This is a genomic window from Aeromonas sp. ASNIH1 (assembly GCF_002934285.1).
Classification (GTDB): domain Bacteria; phylum Pseudomonadota; class Gammaproteobacteria; order Enterobacterales; family Aeromonadaceae; genus Aeromonas; species Aeromonas caviae.
On sequence record NZ_CP026228.1, the window covers coordinates 256907 to 277613 of the forward strand.

The window sequence follows — 20707 nt, forward strand, 5'->3', positions numbered from 1 at the left end:
TTTATTCGCTCCATCAAGCTTACTGAACGCAGTTACTGCAAAATTTCCCGGCTAATCCACAGGCAGAAGCTTTCGACGAAATAAGCTGGAATAGGTTCGGTCGCGTGAAAAAATTGGATCATATTCTCCCTGTTGATAAATTATTTTGGCGGCGGCCCCTGTTGTTGAAAGCGGGAGCACTGTAGCTTTGGGATGGTGTTCGACGAACAATTTATGCTCCTCATAGATCCCCTCCATGCCGCCGACGAACACCGCTGCGCTGAAACGGCGGCTTTCGATCATTGCTTGCCTCATGGCCGTCAAACTGGCTTCTCTGTTGCCATCAACCGCTGGCACCATATGCACGTCGACGAACTCCGCTAGCTCAGGAGGCAATCGACCCTCAAAAAGCTTACTTTGGTAAATCGCCACCCTGTTGCGGTCAAGGTTTGCCTCGCGGGAAAAGAGAGCCAATAGCGGCGTTATCGCCGGATGGCCGCCGCACGTGATTCGTCCAATCGGCAACACTACTTCAACCAAAGCCTTGATTGCTTCCCGTATAGCAAGAACATCGGCGGTGTCGAAAAATACCCGATTGCGATCAGGCAAAGGCACGCTGGCAGATAGAAATATATCTATCATGCGGTGAGCTCCTTCAGAAGTTGTGGCGCCTTCGACATTTGCACGGCCCGGATCGGCAAATACGAGTCAAGCCAATCTAGGTGAGAGAGCCACGTTCTCAGTACACCTCTATTGTCGTAAATCACCCATATTTCTCTCGTCTCAACAGTGGGGTTGGTAATGGCTTCGAACACTTCGTTGATGCGATCAGCGGTTGGTATTCCCACTGCCGGTACGATCGCCAGCGTTCGATTGGACTCGGTTTTGAGAGAAATCCAGCCTTCAATCTGAACACTTGGATCAAGTCCCTCGTCGCGGGCGGCGTCGCAAAAGTTATCGACCAAATATCGGTGGCGGGCGGCAATTGCTGGTGCGCGTAGCCGTTCGACCTCGTCGCAAATTCTCGTCACCAATCCCTTCGTGGCCCAACGCCCCCGCATTGGAATAAATCCAAAGAAGTCCCGACGCCTAAGCTTCATGAAGTGGCTGAAGGACGATGCAGGGTCTTCCTTTTGCCCCGGCCATAGTAGGTGCAAGATTTGCACATTGGTCGCGTTTGCGCGCGCCAATTCTTCAGCCGTCCAACGACCTTCTCTGAAGCCAGGTGTGTCGATCAGCACCACGACATCGGAATCCGACATCCTGTGCCAGAGTTGTGATTGGAAATCTGCGGCTGGAGGCACTGACCTCACGTCGATGAAAACGTCAAAGCCACGAGCATCGAGCGCATCGTACAACCGATCGGCCAGCGGCTGAGACCCTGTTCGTTTGTAACTGATGAAAAGTCGTCGCTCACGTCGCAACAGCCTAAATGTCTCAAGGACTAGCGTAACGAGGCGGGTGATGCCTTCATCGTTGGTGCCCAATACAATAGCATTGACATGTCTGAGCTGCGGCGGAATTTCTGCATGAACCTGGGACAAATCCGAAACGACCGGAGCGATAACGATCGAGTCATCAATCAACTCCGTCACAAGTGCGGTATCGGCAGTGCTTTCCGACGAGCCGAAAAATACTGCCATTACCGGCGATTTTAAGCTGCGGTTAGAGGCGTTGGCATCGCTGAGAAACGTAATTGCGTTGCTCGGAATCCCGAGCCCCTGAAGCGCCAGATCAACGCTACGGCGGAGGCGAGTGTCATGCCCATGGACCGCACCCAGCAGGATAAGCTGGTAGGGTGATCTCATGCTTGAGTTCTCGCTCATCGGCCAGCCATTCCCGCAGCAGTTTCAATCCATCCGCCAATATTTTTCCTGCCATCCTGGCCTATGAAATCGTAACTCAGGCAGTGATTTGACAGTTGGACTACGCTATTCGTTTTTGGTGCTGTGAACCACAGATCACCCTCAGGAATCGCAAGCGTGTAATCTGCGTAGGCCACCCACTTTCCGTCCTTCCACTCGGCGAGATATATGCCGCGATCGGTTCTATAAAGTCCCATCTGCGCCAATGGATCAGCACCCTTTGTAGATGTCGCTTTGTCTTTATTCTGGACACCGTGAATGAAAACGGTTAGCAAGCCGTTTCCCTTGATAACACTGCGAGCAATTTCGTAGCGCACCCATCGCCGTGACCATGTATGGGTTCCAGCAAGGACACAAGTTACCGAAGTATTCTCCAACCCCTTGCGGAGAAAAGTCTTTAGTGCATCGTCACTCTCTTTTTTCGATGCCTCAAACACGCTGCTGTCAAAGAAGCCCCGGCTTTCCTCATCGGATTCCTTCACAACCCAACTGTTGCGGACATTCCAGGCGCGCCATACATCAGGCTCATAGTGAAAAGAAAAGAATGTTCTGCGTGGCATTTTGACTCCATCTATTACACTAAACCCAGGCAAATTTGGATGTAGGTGACCCGCATCCTCCACAGCAAACGACACCTCGCAGGATGCAATTCAGATATTGCCGGTTCATCGTGCCTTTATAGCGTCGCTGACCCAAGTTTCAATATTCGACTTGATGTAGTCATACACATTGGTGCTGGTGGTGTATGGCGGATCGTAGACTTTACCCGTGACAGCTTCTCCATCAACGGTGAGGCCTGTAAACGGATTAGATCCTTTCGACGACTGATTTCCGTCTGAGTCTTTCAGATTGTGGACATGGATGGCGAGTACACCCAGCCCGTCCTTCCAGGCTTTCTTTATCTCGTGTTTGACCCAGCGGCGGCTGGCAGTCTTCTCGCCCACAAGTACGACAAGGCATTCTTTGCCTTTCATGTTGTCGGCGATCCATTTTTTGATGGCATCATCGCCTGCTTTCTTGATTTCTTCCCATTTGTTCGAATCCAGTAGAGGCTGTTTTTCGATAGCTCCGATTTGCCGAACTTGCGACACGCGCCAACTATCCTGTTTATAGTGAAAGCTCAGAAAGCATTTATTCGCCATGACTTATCTCCATTTGTCGTTGGTGCTTCGATGAAGCAAATCTCGAATTGAGGATTGCGATAGTTATTTAACTGAAGTCGTAATTAATCGCTGGCTTGAAATACTTTCTTGTAAATTTCCTTACAAATGATAGCTGAAAGTGTGCGCCTGCGTCTCCGCTTCGCGGACCGCGCTGCTCCAGGTTCGCTATTCGCTCATCCCTGACGGGACTGGCATTCGCCAGCCTTCCACATCCCTGACGCCTCCGGCCCGGCTTCCAGCTTCGGGCCTGCGCGCTTCGCTTGCGTGCGGTCAGCACAAAGGGATGGCCGTTGCCTTGTCCAGCCGTCTCCCCTGACTTCATCACCTTACCCGCGACCGTAGCCCGCTCCCGTGTGCCGTCAAGGCGCGCAGGGCCGTGTCCTCGGCTGCGCCTGCGGGCCGCACCAACCCTGCGCTTGTCTCCTTGACGGCCCCCGTCCGCGCGCTCCTTTGGCCGCGGGCGATGAACTCAGGAAAGACGGTGGCAACAGGGCCAACCGGGTTCCTCGTGCCGACCGCACCGAACAGCCGAAAGGCTGGGCTCCGAATCTAGGAATCCGGTGTGCGGTTTGAACAGCAAACCCTTTTCGTCAGGAGAAATGCAATGCAACTCGCATCCCGATTCGCTTCCCGTTCCCCGTCGCTGCGCAGCGATTACCCGCTGTCCGATGACCAAATCCGCCGTGTGGCCCCGTCCATCTTCGCGGACGCGCCGCACGAAAGCCGTTCCGAACGGTACGCCTATATCCCCACCGCCGCCGTGCTGGCGGAACTACGCAAGGAAGGGTTTGAACCCTTCATGGCAGCGCAAACCCGCGTGCGCCACGACGACCGCCGCGACTACACCAAACACATGCTGCGCCTGCGCCACGCCAGCCAGATCAACGGCGCGGAGGCTAACGAAATCGTGCTGCTGAACTCGCATGACGGCACGAGCAGCTATCAGATGCTGGCCGGAATGTTCCGGTTCGTGTGCAGCAATGGCCTTGTCTGCGGCGACACGGTGGCGGACGTGCGCGTGCCCCACAAAGGCGACGTGGCCGGTTCCGTCATCGAAGGCGCTTACGAAGTCTTGCGCGGCTTCGACCGCGTGCAGGAATCCCGCGATTCCATGCGCGCCATCACCTTGAACGATGGCGAATCCGAAGTGTTCGCCCGCGCCGCGCTGGCCCTCAAGTACGACGACCCCGACAAGCCCGCGCCCATCACGGAATCGCAAATCCTGATGCCGCGCCGCTTTGATGACCGCCGCCCGGACTTGTGGAGCGTGTTCAACCGCACGCAAGAGAACCTGACCCAAGGCGGCCTGCGCGGGCGCAGCGCCAACGGACGCCGCCAGCAAACCCGCCCGGTACAGGGCATCGACCAGAACATCCGCCTCAACCGTGCGCTTTGGCTGCTGGCCGATGGCATGCGCCAGTTGAAAGCCTGAACCCCCACGCGGCAGGGGCAGGCAGCAGCCCTTGCCGCTTCTCTCGCTGCTGCATCCCTAACCGCAAGGAGTTATCACCATGAACGCCGTTACCCAAACCGAAACCCGCGCCATCGAAACTGCCGCGCCGCTGGAAGTGGCCGACCCGAGCAAGAACCTGATTTTGGTTCCACTCTCGCAGTTGCTGCCGCGCCGCTCCAAGCGCAACGCACGCAAGACCCCGCGCCTGTCCATTCCCGAACTGGCCGCGAGCATCGCCCGCATCGGCCTGCTGCAAAATCTCGTCGTCATCCTCGCCGCCGATGGCGAGCAGTACGAAGTGGTGGCCGGCGACCGCCGACTGACCGCGTTGAAGCTGCTGGCGAAGAAGAAGCGCATCCCTGCCGACTACGAAGTGGCGTGCCTGCTGGTGCCCGATGCTTCGGCCCGTACCGTCAGCCTCGCGGAAAACCTGCTGCGCGAGCAGATGCACCCGGCCGACCAGTTCGAGGCGTTCGCCGCACTGGTCAAGGAAGGCCGCCCCATCGAAGACATTGCCGCCGACTTCGGCGTGACCCCGCTGGTGGTGCAGCGCCGTCTCAAACTCGCCAACGTCTCGCCGCGCCTGCTGGCCGACTACCGCGCCGGAGCCGTCACCCTGGAACAGTTGATGGCCCTGACCATCACCGACGACCACGCCGCGCAGGAAAGCGCGTTCTACGGTGCGCCAGAATGGCAGCGTGGCGCGTCCGCGCTGCGCGAACGCCTGACCGAACGCGAAATCGACGCCACGCATCCGCTGGTGCGCTTCGCCGGGCTGGACGCCTACACGGCGGCGGGCGGCGGCATCCGCCGCGACCTGTTCGCGGAAGGCGATGCCGGAACCTACCTGACCGACGCCACGCTGCTGGAAACGCTGGTGCGCGGCAAGCTGGATGCGCTGGCTGGGGACGTGCGCGCCGAGGGTTGGGCGTGGGTCGAAGCCGTGCCGCACATGAGCTACGCCGAGCGGCAGGCGTTCCAGAACGCACCGCGCCAGCGCCGCGAACCGAGCGCCCGCGAAGCCCGCCGCATCGCCTCGCTGCAAACCCGCCTCGACAAGATCGACACCGAACTGGAAGAAGCCTACGACGCCGAGGACGAGGACAAGACCGAAGCGCTGGAACCGCGCCGCGAACAGGTTGCCGGGGAACTGCAAGCCGTGGAGGAAGCCTTGCAGGGCTACGCCCCGGATGTGCGCGCCGTGGCCGGCGCCATCGTCACCCTCGACCGCAGCGGCGAAGCCGTGATTCATCGCGGGCTGCTGCGCGAGGCAGAAGCCAAGGCGCTGCGCACGCTGGAACGCTTGCGGCAGGGTTTCGGCAGCGCGGAAGGCGAGGCCGGGAACGACGACGAAGGCGAGGACACCGAGCAGCCCAAGGCCGCGAGCCTGTCCGACCGGCTGGCGCAGCGGTTGAGCGCGCACCGCACCGCCGCGCTGCAAATCGAAGTCGCCCGGCATCCGCAAGTCGCGCTGGCCGCGCTGGTGCATGGCATGGTGCAGAGCGTCTTGCAGGACAACCACTACGGCCACGACTTGCCGCTGGGCGTGAGCCTGAAAGTGCAAGACCGGCTGGAAGGCATGGCCCCCGACTGGCCCGAGTCGCCCGCCGCCGTCGCCCAGCGCGAGTTGCAGCAGGTCGCGGGCGAAGCGCTGCCGCAGGACAGCGCCGAACTGTTCGTCGCGCTGCTGGCGATGGAGCAAGGCGAACTGGTGCGGCTGCTGGCGGTATGCGTAGCGGCGACCGTGGACGTGGTGACGCCTCGCGCCACTGCGCACCAGCCGGGCGCGGAACTGGCGCAGGCTGTGGGGCTGGACATGGCCGCATGGTGGCAGCCCACCGCAGACGGGTATTTCCAGCATGTGCCGAAGGCCGCGATTCTGGAAGCCGTGGGCGAGTTCGCACCGTCGCACGCTGCACGGCTGGCGAAGTTGAAGAAGGCCGACATTGCCAGCGAAGCGGAACGGCTGGCCGATGGTACGGGCTGGATGCCCGCCATCTTCCGCACCGAAAGCCCGCAACAGGACGCGCAGGCCGTGGCAGTGGATGCGGGCGCCGAAGCGCCGGAGGAAGTCGCCGCCGTGGCGGATGAGCTGCCGCAGGCCGAGGCACTGGCCGCGTGATCCTGCACCGCAGATAGCGCCCCGGTTCCGGCCGGGGCGCTTCACGCCAAGGATTCCTATCATGAGCCGCAACACCACGGACCGCCCGCGCATGGCGGCGATCTATGCCCCCGGTACGGTACGCGCCCGCCGCTGGCACGGCGATGGCGACGTGCGCGGCTACCGTCCGCCGCGTGGCTGGACGGCCCGCGCCGACCTGACCGACCTACATCCCATTACCGGCCACACCTTGCCGCGTGCCGCGTGGTGGATTGTCGAAACCAAGGAATAACGAGCAGCACCGGCCCCAAGCCGTTCCGCCTTGGGGCCGGTGGTCAAAAATCCGGGGCGTCGGTGGCCGCGCCCGGTTCCAACGTCGAAGTCAAAATCGCCCCGTTGCCGCCTTCGTCCAGGCGGCAACGGGGCGGACGTGCAAGTGCCTTGCACGCGACACGTCCATCGGTGCCCGCTGGCGCGGGCAAGGTTTCGATGGCGCCCCGCCGCAATGGGCGGGGCTTGTAGGGCTACGCCCCGGCTTGCTGCGGCAGGTTGTGCGATAGCGTGCCGTCCCCGACGCTGGCGATTCGCGCCTGTACGTCACGAAGGGCGATTCACCGACACGCCACCCGGCCTCGCTATGGAGCATCCACACCACGCCTCAAGCATGTGGTCGCGCGCTGCGGCAGGGGCGCTCTGGCCTTGTCGTCGGGGCTTTGACCTGGTTCGCGTCAGGGCGCAAGCCGGTGCAGCCGTCACGCGGGGATGCCGAGTCGGCCATGTCTCCTTTCGGGGGCGGGCGGCCCGTGCGTCCTTGGCTTGTCGTGAATCCTGGCGAGGGAACGGCTACGCCTTGGGCTTCATGGCCGCAACCTTCCAGCGAAAACAATTTCCCCGCCGCTGCGCGGCTTCCTCGCGCGGCAAATTCTTTTCGCTTCCAGGTTCTCCACGGTGTTGCGACCGCTGCGCGGTGCGGCCAGCCCATCCCCCGCCGGCCGGATCACAACAAGGACGCACTGGCGCGACCTTGTTCAACCCGAAAGGAGAAACATCATGGCTAACATCGGCACCTTCACCGCAGAGAAAGACGGCTTCACCGGCCAGCTCCGCACCCTGACCCTGAACGTCAAGGTCAAGCTGGTTCCCAACGACAAGGGCGACAGCGAGAACGCCCCCGACTTCCACCTTCAGGCGGCCGGCCACGAGATCGGCGCGGCGTGGAAGAAGACCAGTGAGGCCGGGCGCGAGTACCTGTCCGTGAGCATCGACGACCCTTCGTTCCCGGCGACGGTCTATGCCCGCCTGATCGAGAACGAGGACGGCACGCACGACCTGATCTGGTCGCGCAGCAAGCCCAAGGCAGCCTGACGGCCGCCCACCGCGCCCCGTCCATTGCGGCGGGGCGCCGTGCTGCTGGCGCAGCACGTCACGCACGCGCCTACGGCGTGTCGCGTTCCTTCAACACCGCCTCCAGCTCCTGGCGCACCTGCGCCAGAAGCTGATCGGCCCTGCGCGTGCTGTCGCCGGCATAGGCCAGCGTCAGCAACGTGAGCGGATGCACGTCCATGACCTCGCACAGCTCGGTCAGCTTGTGCATGGTCGGGCTCTTCAGGTCGCGCTCCAGCAAACTCAGGTAGGTACGGCTGGACACGTCGGAGAACGCTTCCTGGCTCAAGCCGCGCGCTTTCCTGACCGTCCGTATTGCTGTCGCCAATGAGTCTTTCGCCGCCACCTATGGTTTTCCTTAGAAAACCAAGATGACAGCCGATTGCGCACTATAGGGCTACAAACTATAGTGCGCATTTGGTGTCGTTGATTTCCGTATTCGTGCCTTTGCAGAAATCCGCATGGGCGGATTCCGACAGAATCTGGGAACCGCATCTGTGTCTTTCCTGGCCTGCGCAATTCCGCTTCCGCGTTTCCGTGCATGTACGGATTCGATGGCTTGCGCCTTCGTGCTTTCCCGCCAAAGCACGCATCCGCTTCGGCGGTTCCGCGCTTCGGTGGAAAATCGTATCCGTGCATCCTCGGATGCGTGGGGATTCGGGCCATGACCCAGCCGCTCGTCACCGCTGAACAGCGGGCGCAACTGCTCGCCGTCGGCGCGGCACGCGCCGCTGGCCGAAGCATCGACCCAATGCCGGCGGTGCGACTGTTCACCCCCGACGCGCACGCCACCTGGCTGCTGGCCGCGCTCGACCCGGCCGATGGCGATACGGCATGGGGGCTGATCGACCTGGGAATAGGCATGCCCGGCCTGGGCCATGTGAAGCTGTCCGATCTGGCGTCCATCGTCGGGCCGCACAAGCAACCTGTGATGCGCGATCGCTACTTCCAGCCCGTGCGGCGGCTGTCGGAGTACCTGCGGCTGGCCGAGGAAAACGGTTCGATCACCGACTGAGCAGTCCCAGCCAACGACGGCGCATTCTGACTATTTCAGTCTTACCCAAGACCTGATTGGTCTGAATCCGCACTCTTGCACCGAAGCGGTGCGCTTCTGATGCAAACAGTCATGATCTATGGCGCGGGCTGCTGCACGGTGCTCCATGCTGCGCACCATTTTTGTGGCGCGCAACCGTCGCATTCAGACGATTTCCGCAATGCCCTGGAGCCAATCGGTCTTGACACCGCAGTTACAGAGTACCCCGATTTCGATGACGACTTGATGGCGACTCGATAGCTCCCGCACAGCGGAATCCGTGGCGACGTTCCTGCTGAATGACAGGAGGCTGCGTCATGGCTGACCCGAGCGCCGAACACTGGTATCCGACCGCCGCGTATCTCTACATGCTGCACCTCGACGGCCCCGCGCTGGCGTGGGAATACCTGCGTCGCCACCCCGACTACCGCCGCGACTGGCTGCGCCGCCGCCGCCGGCCAGAGGCCGCCGCGCGCTGGGGACTGCGCCTGCTGGAAGATCCCGCCCTGGATGCGCGCGACGCGCACCCGGCCTGGTTCCCCGATCACGATGCGGTAGTGCAGCTCTACCCGGACGCCGACCCGCCGCCCGACGCGGTGGCTTTCGCGTTCTGGTGCCTTCCCGGCCAGAAGCACCTGATCCACGACGGCAAGCGCCTGGTGCTGCTGACACGCTGGCTGGGCTGCTGCCTGCGGCTGGTGATCGCTCCCGGCCTGGCCGACGGCATGGCTTACGCCTATGCCATTCGCGCCTGCGCCGCATCCTGCGGACGCTATCAGGCGCTGGCGGCCGAACTGGACAAGCTGGCCGCCGCTGGCGATGCAGCGCCAGCGGGAACGGTGCGGTCGCGGCCGGCACCCGCTGCGTTGCTGGAGTTGAACACGCTCCAGGCGCTCGACGGCACCCTCGCGGGCGCGTCTCTGCGCGACGTGGCCGAAGGGCTGTTCGGCGTCGATGCCGTCGCCGACGACTGGTACGCCGACAGCGCCTTGCGCGCCCGCGTTCGCCGGCTGGTACGGCGGGGCGATGCACTGATGCGCGGCGGCTATCGTCGCCTTGCACAGCTTCCGCCGCTCAGGGAGGGACGTTCTGTATCCCCTGCAAAACGTCCCTGAGCAGGAAGCCTTGCTTTCTTGAAAGTGCCTCTATCCGGCCGCGTGGTGTGGCCGGGCTTGATGGAGGTACATCCCATGCGACCCGCTCCCTTGCGGCCTGCCGCCGCTGCTGTCGCTGCGCCCGTGCAGCCCCAACGCTACCTGACCAACGACGAAGCCGCCGAATACCTGCGCCTGTCGCCGCGCACGCTGGAGAAACAGCGCGTGATCGGCGGCGGGCCAAAGTTTCGCAAGTTCGGCCGCCGCGTCATGTACGCGGTGGCCGACCTCGATGCCTGGGCCGACCAGCGCAGCTACGAGGCCACGTCCGACCCGGAATACGCCGAGCGCCATGCAGGCGACTATCGCGATGGCCGCTGATCGTCGGCTCGCCGGTGGCCATCGTCATGTCCAGCCCATCGCTGCCATCGGGGCAGCGATCGCAGCAGCGGGAACAGCTCGACCTGTTCCGCGCGCTGCCGGGCGACGGCATGGCGCCGCGCGACAGCCAGGACTTGATGGCCTTTCCGTTCTTCTCGCTAGCGAAGTCGCGGCGCACGGCGCCGATCGACTTCCGCAGCGGGAACATCACCATCCGCGTGGAAGGCACGGCCGAGCATGGAATCGCCACGATATGGGACGCCGACGTTTTGATTTGGGCGGCCTCGCAGATCGTGGAAGCGCGCGACGCAGGCATTCGCCCGTCGCGCTTGATACACGCCACCCCATACGAAATCCTGCGCTTCATCGGGCGCGGCACGTCCCTCAACGACTACCAGCGCCTGAAAGCCGCGCTCGACCGGCTGCAATCGACCAGCGTGGCGACTTCCATCCGCGAAACCACCGGGCGGCGCTTGCACCGCTTTTCGTGGGTGAACGAATGGCGCGAGCTGGCCGACGCCAGCGGCACGCCGCTGGGCATCGAGCTGATCCTGCCCGACTGGTTCTATGCCGGCGTGCTCGATGCCGCTCTGGTGCTGACCATCGACCCGGCCTATTTCCGCTTGAAGGGCGGCATCGAGCGCTGGCTGTACCGCCTGGTGCGCAAGCACGGCGGGCGGCAGGAACACGGCTGGCAATTCGACTTCCGGCACCTGCACCGCAAGTCCGGCAGCGCGGCGCGCTTCTCGGACTTCGCCTACGACCTGCGCGTGCTGGTCGCGCGCCAGTCGCTGCCCGGCTACGTCCTGGGCATCGAGCCGATGCCGGGCGAACGACTGGAACTGCTGACCTTCCGGCCCGTGCCGTCCACGGCACGGGGATAACTGCGGGAAAAGGTGTGGACGGCCTCGTGCTATCGGGAGTACGGGGTATCGTGCTATCGGGAGTACGCCTATCGTGCTATCAGGAGTACGAAAACGCCGCAAAGCCAGTAACGGCGCGGGTTTGCGTCCCCTCTAACTTACCTAACTATAAATCTCTAACTTTTAGTAGAAGCGCGCCGTTTCGGTGGACAACCACAAAACGACACGGCCAGGCCGGCTTTCCAGCAGGGAGGGCCACGCCATGATCGTCGCGTTTCTCAACCAAAAAGGGGGCGTCGGCAAAACCACGCTCGCCACCCACATCGCCGGCGAACTGGCGCTGCGCGGCCAGCACGTCATCCTGCTGGATGCCGACCCGCAGGGTTCCTCGCTGGACTGGACGCAGCGCAGAAGTCAGCAGGGCTTGCCACGGTTGTTCAGCGCCGTGGGGCTCGCCCGCGAAACGCTGCATCAGGAAGCGCCGGAGCTGGCCCGCCGCGCCGATCACGTCATCATCGACGGCCCGCCGCGCATCGCCGCCCTGGCGCGCTCCGCGCTGCTGGCGGCCGAGCGCGTGCTGATTCCCGTGCAGCCCAGCCCGTATGACCTTTGGGCCAGCGCCGAGATGGTGGCGCTGATCCGCGAGGCACAGGTGTTCCGGCCTGCGCTGCGCGCGGCCTTCGTCATCAATCGGCGCGTCAGTACCACCATCATCGGCAGGGAAGCACGGCAATCGCTGGCCGAACAGCCGCTGCCGGCGCTGCACAGCGAAGTGCGCCAGCGCATCGTCTTCGCCGACAGCGTGGCCGCTGGCCGGCTCGCCCGCGAAACCGCGCCCGACAGCGCCGCCGCACGCGAGATTGCCGTGCTCACCGATGAACTGCTGCGGTGGCCGACATGAGCAGCCCGCGCAGCAAGCGCGTCGGCATCGGCGCACGTCCGCCCGCGAATCCGCACGCCGAGGCGTGGATTCGCCAGGGCGATGCCGATGCACTCAACAAAGGCGACCTCTACACCGCACGCCTGACGCTCGACGTGACGCCTGCGCTGCGCGCGCGCATCAAGATCGCCGCCTTCGGCCAGGGCGTGACCGTGGCCGAACTGCTGCGCGGCCTGCTGGAGCGGGAGTTTCCCGACAAGCGCCCGGAGAACCTGCCATGAACGGATCCGCCTTGCCTGCCGCTCATGCGGCGACGGCTGCACCGGCTGCTGCGCCGCCGCCTTCGCTTTCGACGCTCGCCGACCAAGCTGGCAGCGTGCCGCTGACTCGCGTATCGCTCGCCTACATCGAACCGCGCTTCAAGCTCTACCTGCGCTTCGGCGAGCCGGCGCGCACGCTGCGGCTCGACCGCTGGCGGCGCTGCGCGGTGTTCCTGCCGCGTGCAATGTTCTGCCGCGTGCGCTGGGAAGCAAACGACTACGGCACGATCCGCTGGCAACTCATGGTGATGCAAGCCGCCACGCCGCTGGACGACATGCAGCGCATCCCCGGCGTGCGGCCGGGCGCACGCCTGCTGCTGCACGCCGAAGGCGAAAACGCGGTGCCTGCCGTGCTGGAACGCATCGACGGCATCGAAGGGCAAGGCATCGCCGCCATCGACGTGTCGCCCGCGTACTGGCGCACGCTGGGCAACCGTCTGGCGGCCCGCCTGGCGCTGCCCGAATACACCGCCGAGCGGCACGCCGCCTGGCTGGCCGGAAAGGCGCTGCCATGACGACCCAATCCAACACCACATGCACGCACGAAGCCGCGCCGCATCCTCGCTCGCGCCTGCGCGTTCGCATCGTGCTGGCGGGCTTCGCTGCCGTCGGCCTCGCTGCGCTGGCCTGGGCGGCTTTCGTGTCGCCGCTGCCGCGTCTGACCTACAACCCGTCCGACAGCGTGGCGGTCGGCTGGTATCGCATCGAACCGTTCGACCCGCGCACCGCCTCGCTGCCACGTCCGTTGTCCGTGGACAGCATCGTGCTGGTGCCGCTGCCCGACAGGGCCGCCATGCTGGCTGCGCAGCGCGGCTACCTGCCGACCCGCGTTCCGCTGCTCAAACGTGTGGGCGCGGTCGCGCCGCAACACGTTTGCATGGTCGCCGGGCAGGTACGCATCGACGGCGTGCCTGCGGCCGCCTCGCTGCCTGCCGACCGGCTGGGCCGGCCGCTGCCATCCTTGCAGCTTTGCCGCCGCCTCGAACCGGGCGAGCTGTTCCTGTTGAGCGTGACCAATCCGGCATCGTTCGACAGCCGCTATTTCGGCCCGGTCAGCGCATCCGCCGTGATCGGCGTCGCGCACCCGGTCTGGCTGGAGACACGCCCATGATGGCCGTCGATTCGCTGCACGTTGCCGTGCCTCTCGTCGTGCCATCGAGCATGTCGTTCCAGTGGCTGCCGCCGTGTCGTCGCGCGTGCAGCGCGGGCGCATCCGCGCCGCGCCTCGCGCAACATCCGGCGCAGCCGTCCAACGTGCAGGCGTCTTGCCTCGAACGCGCCCGGCCTGCAGCCATTGGCGCGTTCGCCGGCGGGCGGGTTGCAAGCAGCGCAGCGCCGCCGGGCCGCCGACGCCCGGAGCGACAGCGAAGGGCAAAGGCGGAAGGCAAGACAAAAGGACGCGGCACCGGGCCGCGTCGAAAGCCTGTCTGTACATGGGGGTTGCGCGGCACGCAGCGGCTTCGCTGCCGTGCCGCTTGTGGCGCGAGGCCCGCGCCAATGCAGGCATGTCCGCGTGCTTCGCACGACCGGACACGCCGGAGCTTGCAGGGAGCGCAGCCATGACCGACCGCCGCGATGATGATTTCCGGGTGCGCCCCAGCGCCCCGAAGAACCGGGGTAGGGGCCAGGGCCAGAGCTTCGTTTCCAAGGTGCTCAAGCAGGCCGGCAAAGCCACCAGCGGCAAGTCGGCGGTGCGCCGTCCTGGGGCGGCTGGCACCGGCCAGCGGCCCGGCTCGCGCCTGGGGCGCGGCCACACGGCAGCGCGCTTCGCCGGGGCGACGTTGACGCCCATGTCGCGGCGCGTGACCATCAAGACGCTGCTGGTCAATCACCAACGGGCCAGTCCGCAGTCGCTCGCCAAGCACCTGCGCTACATCGAGCGCGACGGCGCGGGCCGCGATGGCGAACCGGGCCGGGCCTATGGGCCGCAGACAGACGAAGCCGACCTTGACGCCTTCAAGGAGCGGGCCGACGACGACAGGCACCATTTCCGCTTCATCATCTCCCCGGAGGACGGGGCCGAGCTGGACGACTTTCGCACCTACACCCGGCATCTGGTGAACCGCATGGAAGCCGACCTGGGCACCCGGCTGGATTGGGTGGCGGTCGATCACTGGAACACCGATAACCCGCACACCCACCTGATCGTGCGCGGGCGTGACGATACCGGCAAAGACCTCATCATCGCCGGCGACTACATCGCCCACGGCTTTCGCCACCGGGCCGCCGAGCTGGCGACGGAATGGCTGGGGCCGCGCACCGAACTGGAGATCCAGCAGACCTTGGGGCACGAGGTGGAACAGGAGCGGTGGACGAGCCTCGACCGGACGTTGCAACGCGAAGCCGGCGACGACGGCCGGGTGCAGATCGAACAGTTCAACGCACCGGCGCTGCAACGTCAGCGCCTATTGCTGATCGGCCGTCTGCAACGCTTACAACGGCTGGGCCTGGCCGACGAAATGCAGCCCGGCACCTGGGCCATTCATGCCGACGCAGAGAAGACCTTGCGCGCCCTGGGCGAGCGTGGCGACATCATCCGCACCATGCAGCGCGCCATGAGTGGCCAGCCGCGCGAGCTGGCGGTGTTCGAGCCGGGCCAGAATGACGATGTAAGTGGCCGCAGCATCCTCGGCCGCGTGGCTGCGAAGGGGCTGGCCGACGAGCTGCACGACCGGGGCTATCTGGTCATCGACGGCGTGGACAGCAAGGCCCACTACGTCGCGCTGAACGCCCGCGACGAGCTGGCGAACTACCCTACGGGCGCGGTAGTGGAGGTGAAGGGTTCGGCCGACGTGCGTGCGGCCGACAAGAACATTACTGCGCTGGCGAGCGATGGCCTGTACCGCGCCGATCATCACTTGGCCATTGAACAGGGCCGGGCCAAACCCGGACGCGACCCGCAGGAGGTTGTCGCCGCCCACGTTCGGCGGCTGGAAGCCCTGCGTCGGGCGGGCATTGTGGAGCGCGTGGCCGAAGGACTATGGAAGGTGCCGGACGACCTAGCCGAGCGTGGCCGCCAGTACGACGCGCAGCGCCTAGGTGGCGTGGCCGTGGAAATGAAGTCCCATCTTCCCATCGAGCGGCAGGCCCGCGTGATCGGCGCGACCTGGCTTGACCAGCAACTGATCGGCGGCGGCCGTGGGCTGGGCGACCTGGGCTTTGGCGGCGATGCGAAGCAGGCCATGCAGCAGCGCGCCGACTTCCTCGAAGAACAGGGGCTGGCGCAGCGGCGCGGGCAGCGCGTGATCCTTGCCCGCAATCTGCTCAGCACGCTGCGTAACCGGGAACTGGCACAGGCCGCCAAGGACATTGCCGCCGAAACCGGCCTGGAGCATCGCCCGGTGGCCGACGGGCAGCGCGTGGTCGGCATCTACCGGCGCTCGGTCATGCTGGCGAGTGGGCGCTACGCGATGCTGGACGACGGCAAGGGATTCAGCCTGGTGCCGTGGCGGCCGGTCATCGAGCAGCGGTTGGGGCAGCAGATCGCTGCGACGGTGCGCGGCGGTAGCATATCGTGGGAGCTTGGAAGGCAGCGTAGCCTAGGAATTTCATAGCTGGCGGATTTCATAGCGTCACATCGTTGCATCTTTCTTATGGCGCTCCTGCGCCCATTCCAATCACATCAGCAATCTGAGGCATCACCAGCTTGGTAGCAAATTCTCCTTGTTCAATTGCTACGGCTGCGTGGTCGAAGTCCATGGCACCAATCCCTGCGAGCCGAGGACGGATCACCACATCTGCGGGATCGCCCGCCAGGCGGCTCTGCGTGATGCGCACCTGCATGATGTTGAGGCTGGTGGTGAGCACGCTCAGCATCGAACGATTGACTGTTTGATCGGTCCGAACCACCGTCGGTGATACGCTGCGCTCTCCTGCGAACCACCCGCCGAAAAAACCCGTCTTGGCTGGCGGTTCGGCATGCAGGTCCATCGACTCGTTGAGGCGCGATGGCGATGCGCTGGCGCGCCGGCCAATCAGGTCCCAGTTCAAGTCCACGGCAATCACTACATCGGCGCCCATGGCGCGGCATAGTGAAACCGGAACCGGATTCACCAGGCCACCATCGACCAGCACGTGACCTTCGTACTGAGCAGGCGTGAACAGACCTGGCAGCGCAATCGAGGCGCGCACTGCGTCAATCACAGAACCCTCGTTCAACCACACCTCACGGCCTGTCTGGAGTTCGGTTGCCACGCATGCAAACGGCATGGACAGCTTTTCGATACCCTCGTCGTTGAAGCGCTGGCGAAAGAAGTCCACCAAGCGCCGACCTTCAAGCAGCCCGCCGGAAATATTGAAATCCATCAGGGTCAGAATGCCCTGCCAGTCGAGCTTGCGCACCCAGGCTTCCAGCCAGTCCAGGTGGCCTGCCGCATGCACAGCCCCGACCAGGGCACCTATTGAGGTGCCGCAAATGATGTCCGGCTTGTAGCCCGCAGCTTGCAAGGCGCGGATGACGCCGATGTGGCTCCAGCCACGTGCCGAGCCACTGCCCAGGGCAAGGCCGACTTTGGGACGGCTGTGCGGCAGCATGTCAGAGCCATCCAATCTTTTTGAAGCGCACAAAAAGTGCTGCGCACGCCACGACCATCACTGCCAGCACCCCCAGGTAGCCATACTCGACGTCGGTCCCGGGCATCCGGATGAAGTTCATGCCAAAAATACCTGACAGCGCGGTCGGCACGGCCACAATGGAGGCCCACGCCGCAAGTTTCCGACTGGCACTCCCTTGGCGCTGCTGCTCCATCAGGTTGCTCATCTCGGCGACGGACGTGACGACCTGCCACAGTCCCTCTACCCGGCTCTCAATTCGATGCAGGCCATCCTGCGCGCCTCGGAAGTCGGGTGACTCGGCACCGGCCAAGCGCGGATTCATCTGCCTGAGCCGCGCGACCACCTTGGACACAGGACCCAGCACGCGCTGCAACAGGATGAGTTGCCGGCGCAGACGAAATAGCACCGAAATCTGCTCATCGGGCAGAAGTGCTTCGAACAGCTGCTCCTCCATGGCCAGCACCTGATCCTCGGCGGACTCCACCAGTGGCAGGTAGCTTTCGGCGAAACTGTCCAGGAGTTGGGCCAGCACTGCCCACGGCCCCGGCTTTTCTGGACCGTCACCATCCACCCATTCCCGGCGCACGGATGCACCGATACCGCTGTCGCCTGACTCCACCGTCGTGACACCTTTCGCGGTGATCACGATCAAGAGGCTCGAATATTGGATCTGCGTGCCGATCAGGCGCGCGGTGCGCGTTGCCAGTTGCAGCAGCGCATCCGAGTCCGTGGTGACGAAGGAGGCATCGGCGCGGGCCGCGTGTTGGAGCAACTCCAACTCGATACCGAGTTGCGGCCCGAGTTCTTGCGCCTGGCTTGTGTCAAAGCCCGTGACCTCGGTCCAGACCATGGGCTGGACGCCACTGGCCATATCTAGCTCCGCCCAGCCCGACGCCTTGGGGCCGTATCGCCGAATCTTCATGACATCCCTGTTCGCGTCTAGCTCACCAACAGCCCGAAGGAGGCCAGAATGGCGGCCGCTTGGGCTTGCGAGATGACAGCCTTGGAAAAAGCCTTGGCATCCAACATCTTCAAGCCGCCAAGATCGGTGCCGCGCAGGTCGGCGCTGCCGAAGTTGGCCTGCGGAATGTGCGCGTTGCGCAGGCTGCCGCCCACGAAGACCGCTTCCCGGAAGTCGCACCCGGACAAATCCGCGTCTGAGAAATCCAGTTCCTCCAAGCGCTGCTTGCGAAAAGACATGCCCGACAACGCAGCGCCGACCAGGAGGCTTTCGGAAAAGTCCAGCCCGAGCGCTGCCACCCCCTCGAAGTTGGCGCCGGTCAGCTTGCATCCCCGGAAAGCCGCCGAAGCCAGCTTGGCGTGGCGCCAACGGGTGTTGTTCAGGTCGCAGCCTTCGAAGCTGCTGTCAGTCAGCTTGGCTCGCTCGAAACTCGCCAGGCCTGCCCGGCACTGCAGCCACTGGGTGTCCTCCAGGTTGGCTGCGGACCAGGACGTTTCGACCAGCATGCACCGCCTGAACACAAAGCCGCTCAGATCGAGCCTGGAGAAGTCTCCTTTCAGCTCGCAGTCCTCCAGCAGCCACTTGGCGCTGGTGTTGGTGCCAAGCCGCTCCATCGCCGAACGATCCAGTGTTTGCTCCTGAATGGTCTGCTCCGGCGAGAACTGGGTGAGATCCCGATTCATACGGTCTCTCCCTTGACTGCCACTTCGGCCAAGGCTGCACCAGCAGGGATGGACACGGGCTCCACCGCCCCCCGCAGGAAAGTTTTATCCACCAGCGATTCCATGCCGACAGTGGCAGTTTCCCCGCGGTGAGCTGACTCCACCGCGGCGTAAAGCAGAAAGTCATAGGCTTTGACCAGCCATTTCGCCGGCAGGTCGATACGGAACACGCCGGCCTTTTGCCCGCGAAGGAAAAACTCCTCCAGCGCCTCGCCATAAAAAGACGGGATGGGAAGTTCATCGGGGGCGTGCTCTTGGTCGTCCATGATCTCCACCCACTGCGCCGTGTTCCAGAACATGAAGAAGGCGCGGCCCTGCATCACGTTGGCAGTTAGCCGGCCCAGGGCTTCAGCAAACGGTGGCGTGGCGAGATCGGCCTTGGCCAGCGCCTCCTGGAGATGGGTGGTGGCCCGCTCCATCAGCATCGCGATCACGGCCTTGCGTGTCGGCGCAATTCGATTGAGGGTCGCCTTGCTGATCCCGGCGCTCCTGGCGATCTGTTGCAGGTTGGCCCGAGGCCTCTGCGAAATGGCCAATGCAAGGGCACCGGCGAGCTTGTCGTCGAGAGCATTCGACATCTATCCACCTTCCAAATGATATTTCAGTGACTCATTCGAGCCATCTTAGAGCATTTTGACTCGAAACGAATAGCTAGAAGCGTCAATGATCGACAAGAGTCTTGCTAGAATTTACTGAATCATAGTTGACTTATACGGGCTTAGTCAATATCATCTTGTCCATTGTCGCCTCGCGGTGGGGCGTCGCTTTGGATTTCAGAGGACCGTATGACCATGCTGCGAGCCAGTTCGCTGGCGCTCTCCCTTCTTTTCCTTTCGGGCTGCAACGACGCCGGCACCGAGGCCGCCTCCCAGGAGCAAGGACAGCCGGTTCCCGTGGAGGCGCTGGTGATCGCGCCGCGTGCGCAGATGCTCACGACCGATCTGCCGGGCCGGATCGCCCCCATCCGCGTGGCCGAGGTGCGCGCGCGGGTGGCCGGCATCGTCCAGAAGCGCCACTTCACCGAAGGTGCGGTGGTCAAAGAAGGCGATCTGCTGTTCACCGTCGAGCCCGCTCCCTTGCAGGCGGCTCTGGAGCGCAATCGCGGCGCGCTGGCCCGCGCACAGGCCCAGGTCAAGCAGGCCGAATCCCTGGTGCACCGCTACGAACCACTGGTGAAGGTGGAGGCCGTCAGTCGCCAGGAGTACGACGACGCGCTTGCCGCACTGCAAACCGCGCGCGCCAACGCGGTGTCTGCCCAGGCAGACGTGCGCACCGCGCAGCTCGACCTGGGCTACGCCACGGTGCGCGCTCCCATTGGTGGACGCATAGGCAAGAGCTTGGTCAGCGAAGGCAGTTTGGTCGGCCAGGGCGAGACCACGCCCATGGCGCTGATACAGCAGATGGACCCCATCTATGCCGACTTCACCCAACCCGCCAACACAGTCCTGCGGATGCGCGAGGCCATAGCGGATGGCAAGCTCTCGCGCGACGGCAACGCCCCTCAGGCGGTGAACATTCGAGTTGATGGCACGCGCTACACCGCTCAGGGCCAATTGAAGTTTTCCGACGTGTCCGTCGATCCCGGCACGGGGCAGGTCACCCTGCGCGGCGAGTTTCCTAATCCAGACGGCGTTCTGCTGCCGGGCATGTATGTGCGCGTCAACCTGGAGATGGGAAGAGACCAGCAAGCCATCTTCGTGCCGCAACGTGCCATTCAGCGCGGCACCGACGGCATGGCGCACGTCATGACGATCTCAGCAGAAGGGATGGCCGAAGAACGCTTGGTGCAGACCGGCGCCATGCAAGGCAATGAATGGCAGATCACCGACGGGCTCAAGCCAGGCGACAAGGTGATCGTGAAGGGAGTGGACAAGATCCCGGCGGGCACACCCGTCACGCTGGCCGCGCCTTCCTCGCAAGAGGAAAAAACACCATGAGTTTCGCTTCTATCCAGC

23 protein-coding genes are annotated in these 20707 nt (G+C 63.8%); 14 read left to right on the forward strand and 9 right to left on the reverse strand.

Features of this window, described 5'->3' with window-relative positions:
• Positions 1-51: 51 nt before the first annotated feature.
• The 4 genes from C2U37_RS01155 to C2U37_RS01170 all read right to left on the reverse strand — a co-directional run bounded on the left by C2U37_RS01155 (position 52) and on the right by C2U37_RS01170 (position 2986).
• Positions 52-621 (reverse strand): SLOG domain-containing protein, encoded by a 570-nt coding sequence (locus C2U37_RS01155; RefSeq protein WP_033041349.1) that lies wholly within the window; start codon positions 619-621, stop codon positions 52-54.
• The gene (locus tag C2U37_RS01160; protein ID WP_033041350.1) at positions 618-1805 is read right to left on the reverse strand and encodes a toll/interleukin-1 receptor domain-containing protein; all 1188 of its coding nucleotides are present in this window, start codon (positions 1803-1805) and stop codon (positions 618-620) included. The genes C2U37_RS01155 and C2U37_RS01160 overlap by 4 nt, the downstream gene beginning before the upstream one ends.
• Positions 1802-2404, reverse strand: a complete 603-nt coding sequence (locus C2U37_RS01165; protein ID WP_033041352.1) for a TIR domain-containing protein — start codon at positions 2402-2404, stop codon at positions 1802-1804. Before C2U37_RS01165 ends, C2U37_RS01160 begins: the two co-directional genes overlap by 4 nt.
• Positions 2405-2509: 105 nt before the next feature.
• Positions 2510-2986 carry a TIR domain-containing protein gene (locus C2U37_RS01170; protein ID WP_033041353.1) on the reverse strand — a complete coding sequence of 159 codons (477 nt, stop codon included), beginning with the start codon at positions 2984-2986 and terminating at the stop codon, positions 2510-2512.
• A 625-nt stretch (positions 2987-3611) separates the two neighbouring features.
• Between C2U37_RS01170 and C2U37_RS01175 the strand changes: the two genes are divergently transcribed.
• From C2U37_RS01175 to C2U37_RS01195, 4 genes are all read left to right on the forward strand, one after another.
• A complete protein-coding gene (locus tag C2U37_RS01175; protein ID WP_028240164.1) occupies positions 3612-4439 on the forward strand; it encodes a DUF932 domain-containing protein in 828 nt (275 codons plus the stop codon).
• A 79-nt stretch (positions 4440-4518) separates the two neighbouring features.
• Positions 4519-6582, forward strand: coding sequence for a ParB/RepB/Spo0J family partition protein (locus C2U37_RS01180; protein ID WP_028240163.1), 2064 nt, complete (start codon positions 4519-4521; stop codon positions 6580-6582).
• A 61-nt stretch (positions 6583-6643) separates the two neighbouring features.
• Complete coding sequence (locus tag C2U37_RS01185) at positions 6644-6853, forward strand: hypothetical protein (protein WP_028240162.1); 210 nt, start codon at positions 6644-6646, stop codon at positions 6851-6853.
• A gap of 758 nt (positions 6854-7611) precedes the next feature.
• Entirely contained in the window at positions 7612-7926 is a 315-nt protein-coding gene (locus C2U37_RS01195; protein ID WP_014646114.1) for a DUF736 domain-containing protein, read from the forward strand.
• A gap of 70 nt (positions 7927-7996) precedes the next feature.
• On the opposite strand, the gene C2U37_RS01200 is transcribed toward C2U37_RS01195, so the two are convergent.
• Positions 7997-8233 carry a helix-turn-helix domain-containing protein gene (locus C2U37_RS01200; RefSeq protein ID WP_028240161.1) on the reverse strand — a complete coding sequence of 79 codons (237 nt, stop codon included), beginning with the start codon at positions 8231-8233 and terminating at the stop codon, positions 7997-7999.
• Positions 8234-8608: 375 nt separating this feature from the next.
• Here C2U37_RS01200 and C2U37_RS01210 point away from each other — a divergent pair, with 375 nt between their 5' ends.
• From C2U37_RS01210 to C2U37_RS01260, 9 genes are all read left to right on the forward strand, one after another.
• The gene (locus C2U37_RS01210; protein ID WP_015476702.1) at positions 8609-8959 is read left to right on the forward strand and encodes a DUF2958 domain-containing protein; all 351 of its coding nucleotides are present in this window, start codon (positions 8609-8611) and stop codon (positions 8957-8959) included.
• A gap of 335 nt (positions 8960-9294) precedes the next feature.
• Positions 9295-10092 carry a DUF2285 domain-containing protein gene (locus C2U37_RS01215; RefSeq protein ID WP_104451732.1) on the forward strand — a complete coding sequence of 266 codons (798 nt, stop codon included), beginning with the start codon at positions 9295-9297 and terminating at the stop codon, positions 10090-10092.
• A gap of 75 nt (positions 10093-10167) precedes the next feature.
• Complete coding sequence (locus tag C2U37_RS01220) at positions 10168-10452, forward strand: helix-turn-helix transcriptional regulator (protein ID WP_026069907.1); 285 nt, start codon at positions 10168-10170, stop codon at positions 10450-10452.
• A gap of 26 nt (positions 10453-10478) precedes the next feature.
• The gene (locus C2U37_RS01225; protein ID WP_180275877.1) at positions 10479-11336 is read left to right on the forward strand and encodes a replication initiator protein A; all 858 of its coding nucleotides are present in this window, start codon (positions 10479-10481) and stop codon (positions 11334-11336) included.
• A gap of 241 nt (positions 11337-11577) precedes the next feature.
• A complete protein-coding gene (parA, locus tag C2U37_RS01235) occupies positions 11578-12216 on the forward strand; it encodes a ParA family partition ATPase (protein ID WP_104451733.1) in 639 nt (212 codons plus the stop codon).
• Entirely contained in the window at positions 12213-12476 is a 264-nt protein-coding gene (locus tag C2U37_RS01240; RefSeq protein ID WP_023094609.1) for a hypothetical protein, read from the forward strand. Before parA ends, C2U37_RS01240 begins: the two co-directional genes overlap by 4 nt.
• Entirely contained in the window at positions 12473-13030 is a 558-nt protein-coding gene (locus C2U37_RS01245; protein WP_015476696.1) for a DUF2840 domain-containing protein, read from the forward strand. The genes C2U37_RS01240 and C2U37_RS01245 overlap by 4 nt, the downstream gene beginning before the upstream one ends.
• On the forward strand, positions 13027-13626 hold the full coding sequence (locus C2U37_RS01250; RefSeq protein ID WP_028240158.1) for a S26 family signal peptidase: 600 nt from the start codon (positions 13027-13029) through the stop codon (positions 13624-13626). The genes C2U37_RS01245 and C2U37_RS01250 overlap by 4 nt, the downstream gene beginning before the upstream one ends.
• 448 nt (positions 13627-14074) lie before the next feature.
• Positions 14075-16069, forward strand: a complete 1995-nt coding sequence (locus tag C2U37_RS01260) for a relaxase/mobilization nuclease domain-containing protein (RefSeq protein ID WP_023123539.1) — start codon at positions 14075-14077, stop codon at positions 16067-16069.
• Positions 16070-16106: 37 nt separating this feature from the next.
• Here the strand turns inward: C2U37_RS01260 and C2U37_RS01265 are convergent, their stop codons facing one another.
• The 4 genes from C2U37_RS01265 to C2U37_RS01280 are packed head-to-tail and all read right to left on the reverse strand — an operon-like array spanning position 16107 to position 19330.
• Entirely contained in the window at positions 16107-17048 is a 942-nt protein-coding gene (locus C2U37_RS01265) for a patatin-like phospholipase family protein (RefSeq protein ID WP_023123538.1), read from the reverse strand.
• A 1-nt stretch (position 17049) separates the two neighbouring features.
• Positions 17050-17991 (reverse strand): CorA family divalent cation transporter, encoded by a 942-nt coding sequence (locus tag C2U37_RS01270; RefSeq protein ID WP_060434313.1) that lies wholly within the window; start codon positions 17989-17991, stop codon positions 17050-17052.
• A 17-nt stretch (positions 17992-18008) separates the two neighbouring features.
• The gene (locus C2U37_RS01275) at positions 18009-18713 is read right to left on the reverse strand and encodes a pentapeptide repeat-containing protein (protein ID WP_045353486.1); all 705 of its coding nucleotides are present in this window, start codon (positions 18711-18713) and stop codon (positions 18009-18011) included.
• Positions 18710-19330, reverse strand: coding sequence for a transcriptional regulator (locus C2U37_RS01280; protein WP_199770498.1), 621 nt, complete (start codon positions 19328-19330; stop codon positions 18710-18712). The genes C2U37_RS01275 and C2U37_RS01280 overlap by 4 nt, the downstream gene beginning before the upstream one ends.
• 207 nt (positions 19331-19537) lie before the next feature.
• Here C2U37_RS01280 and C2U37_RS01285 point away from each other — a divergent pair, with 207 nt between their 5' ends.
• Entirely contained in the window at positions 19538-20689 is a 1152-nt protein-coding gene (locus tag C2U37_RS01285) for an efflux RND transporter periplasmic adaptor subunit (protein ID WP_023123534.1), read from the forward strand.
• Positions 20690-20707: the final 18 nt, after the last annotated feature.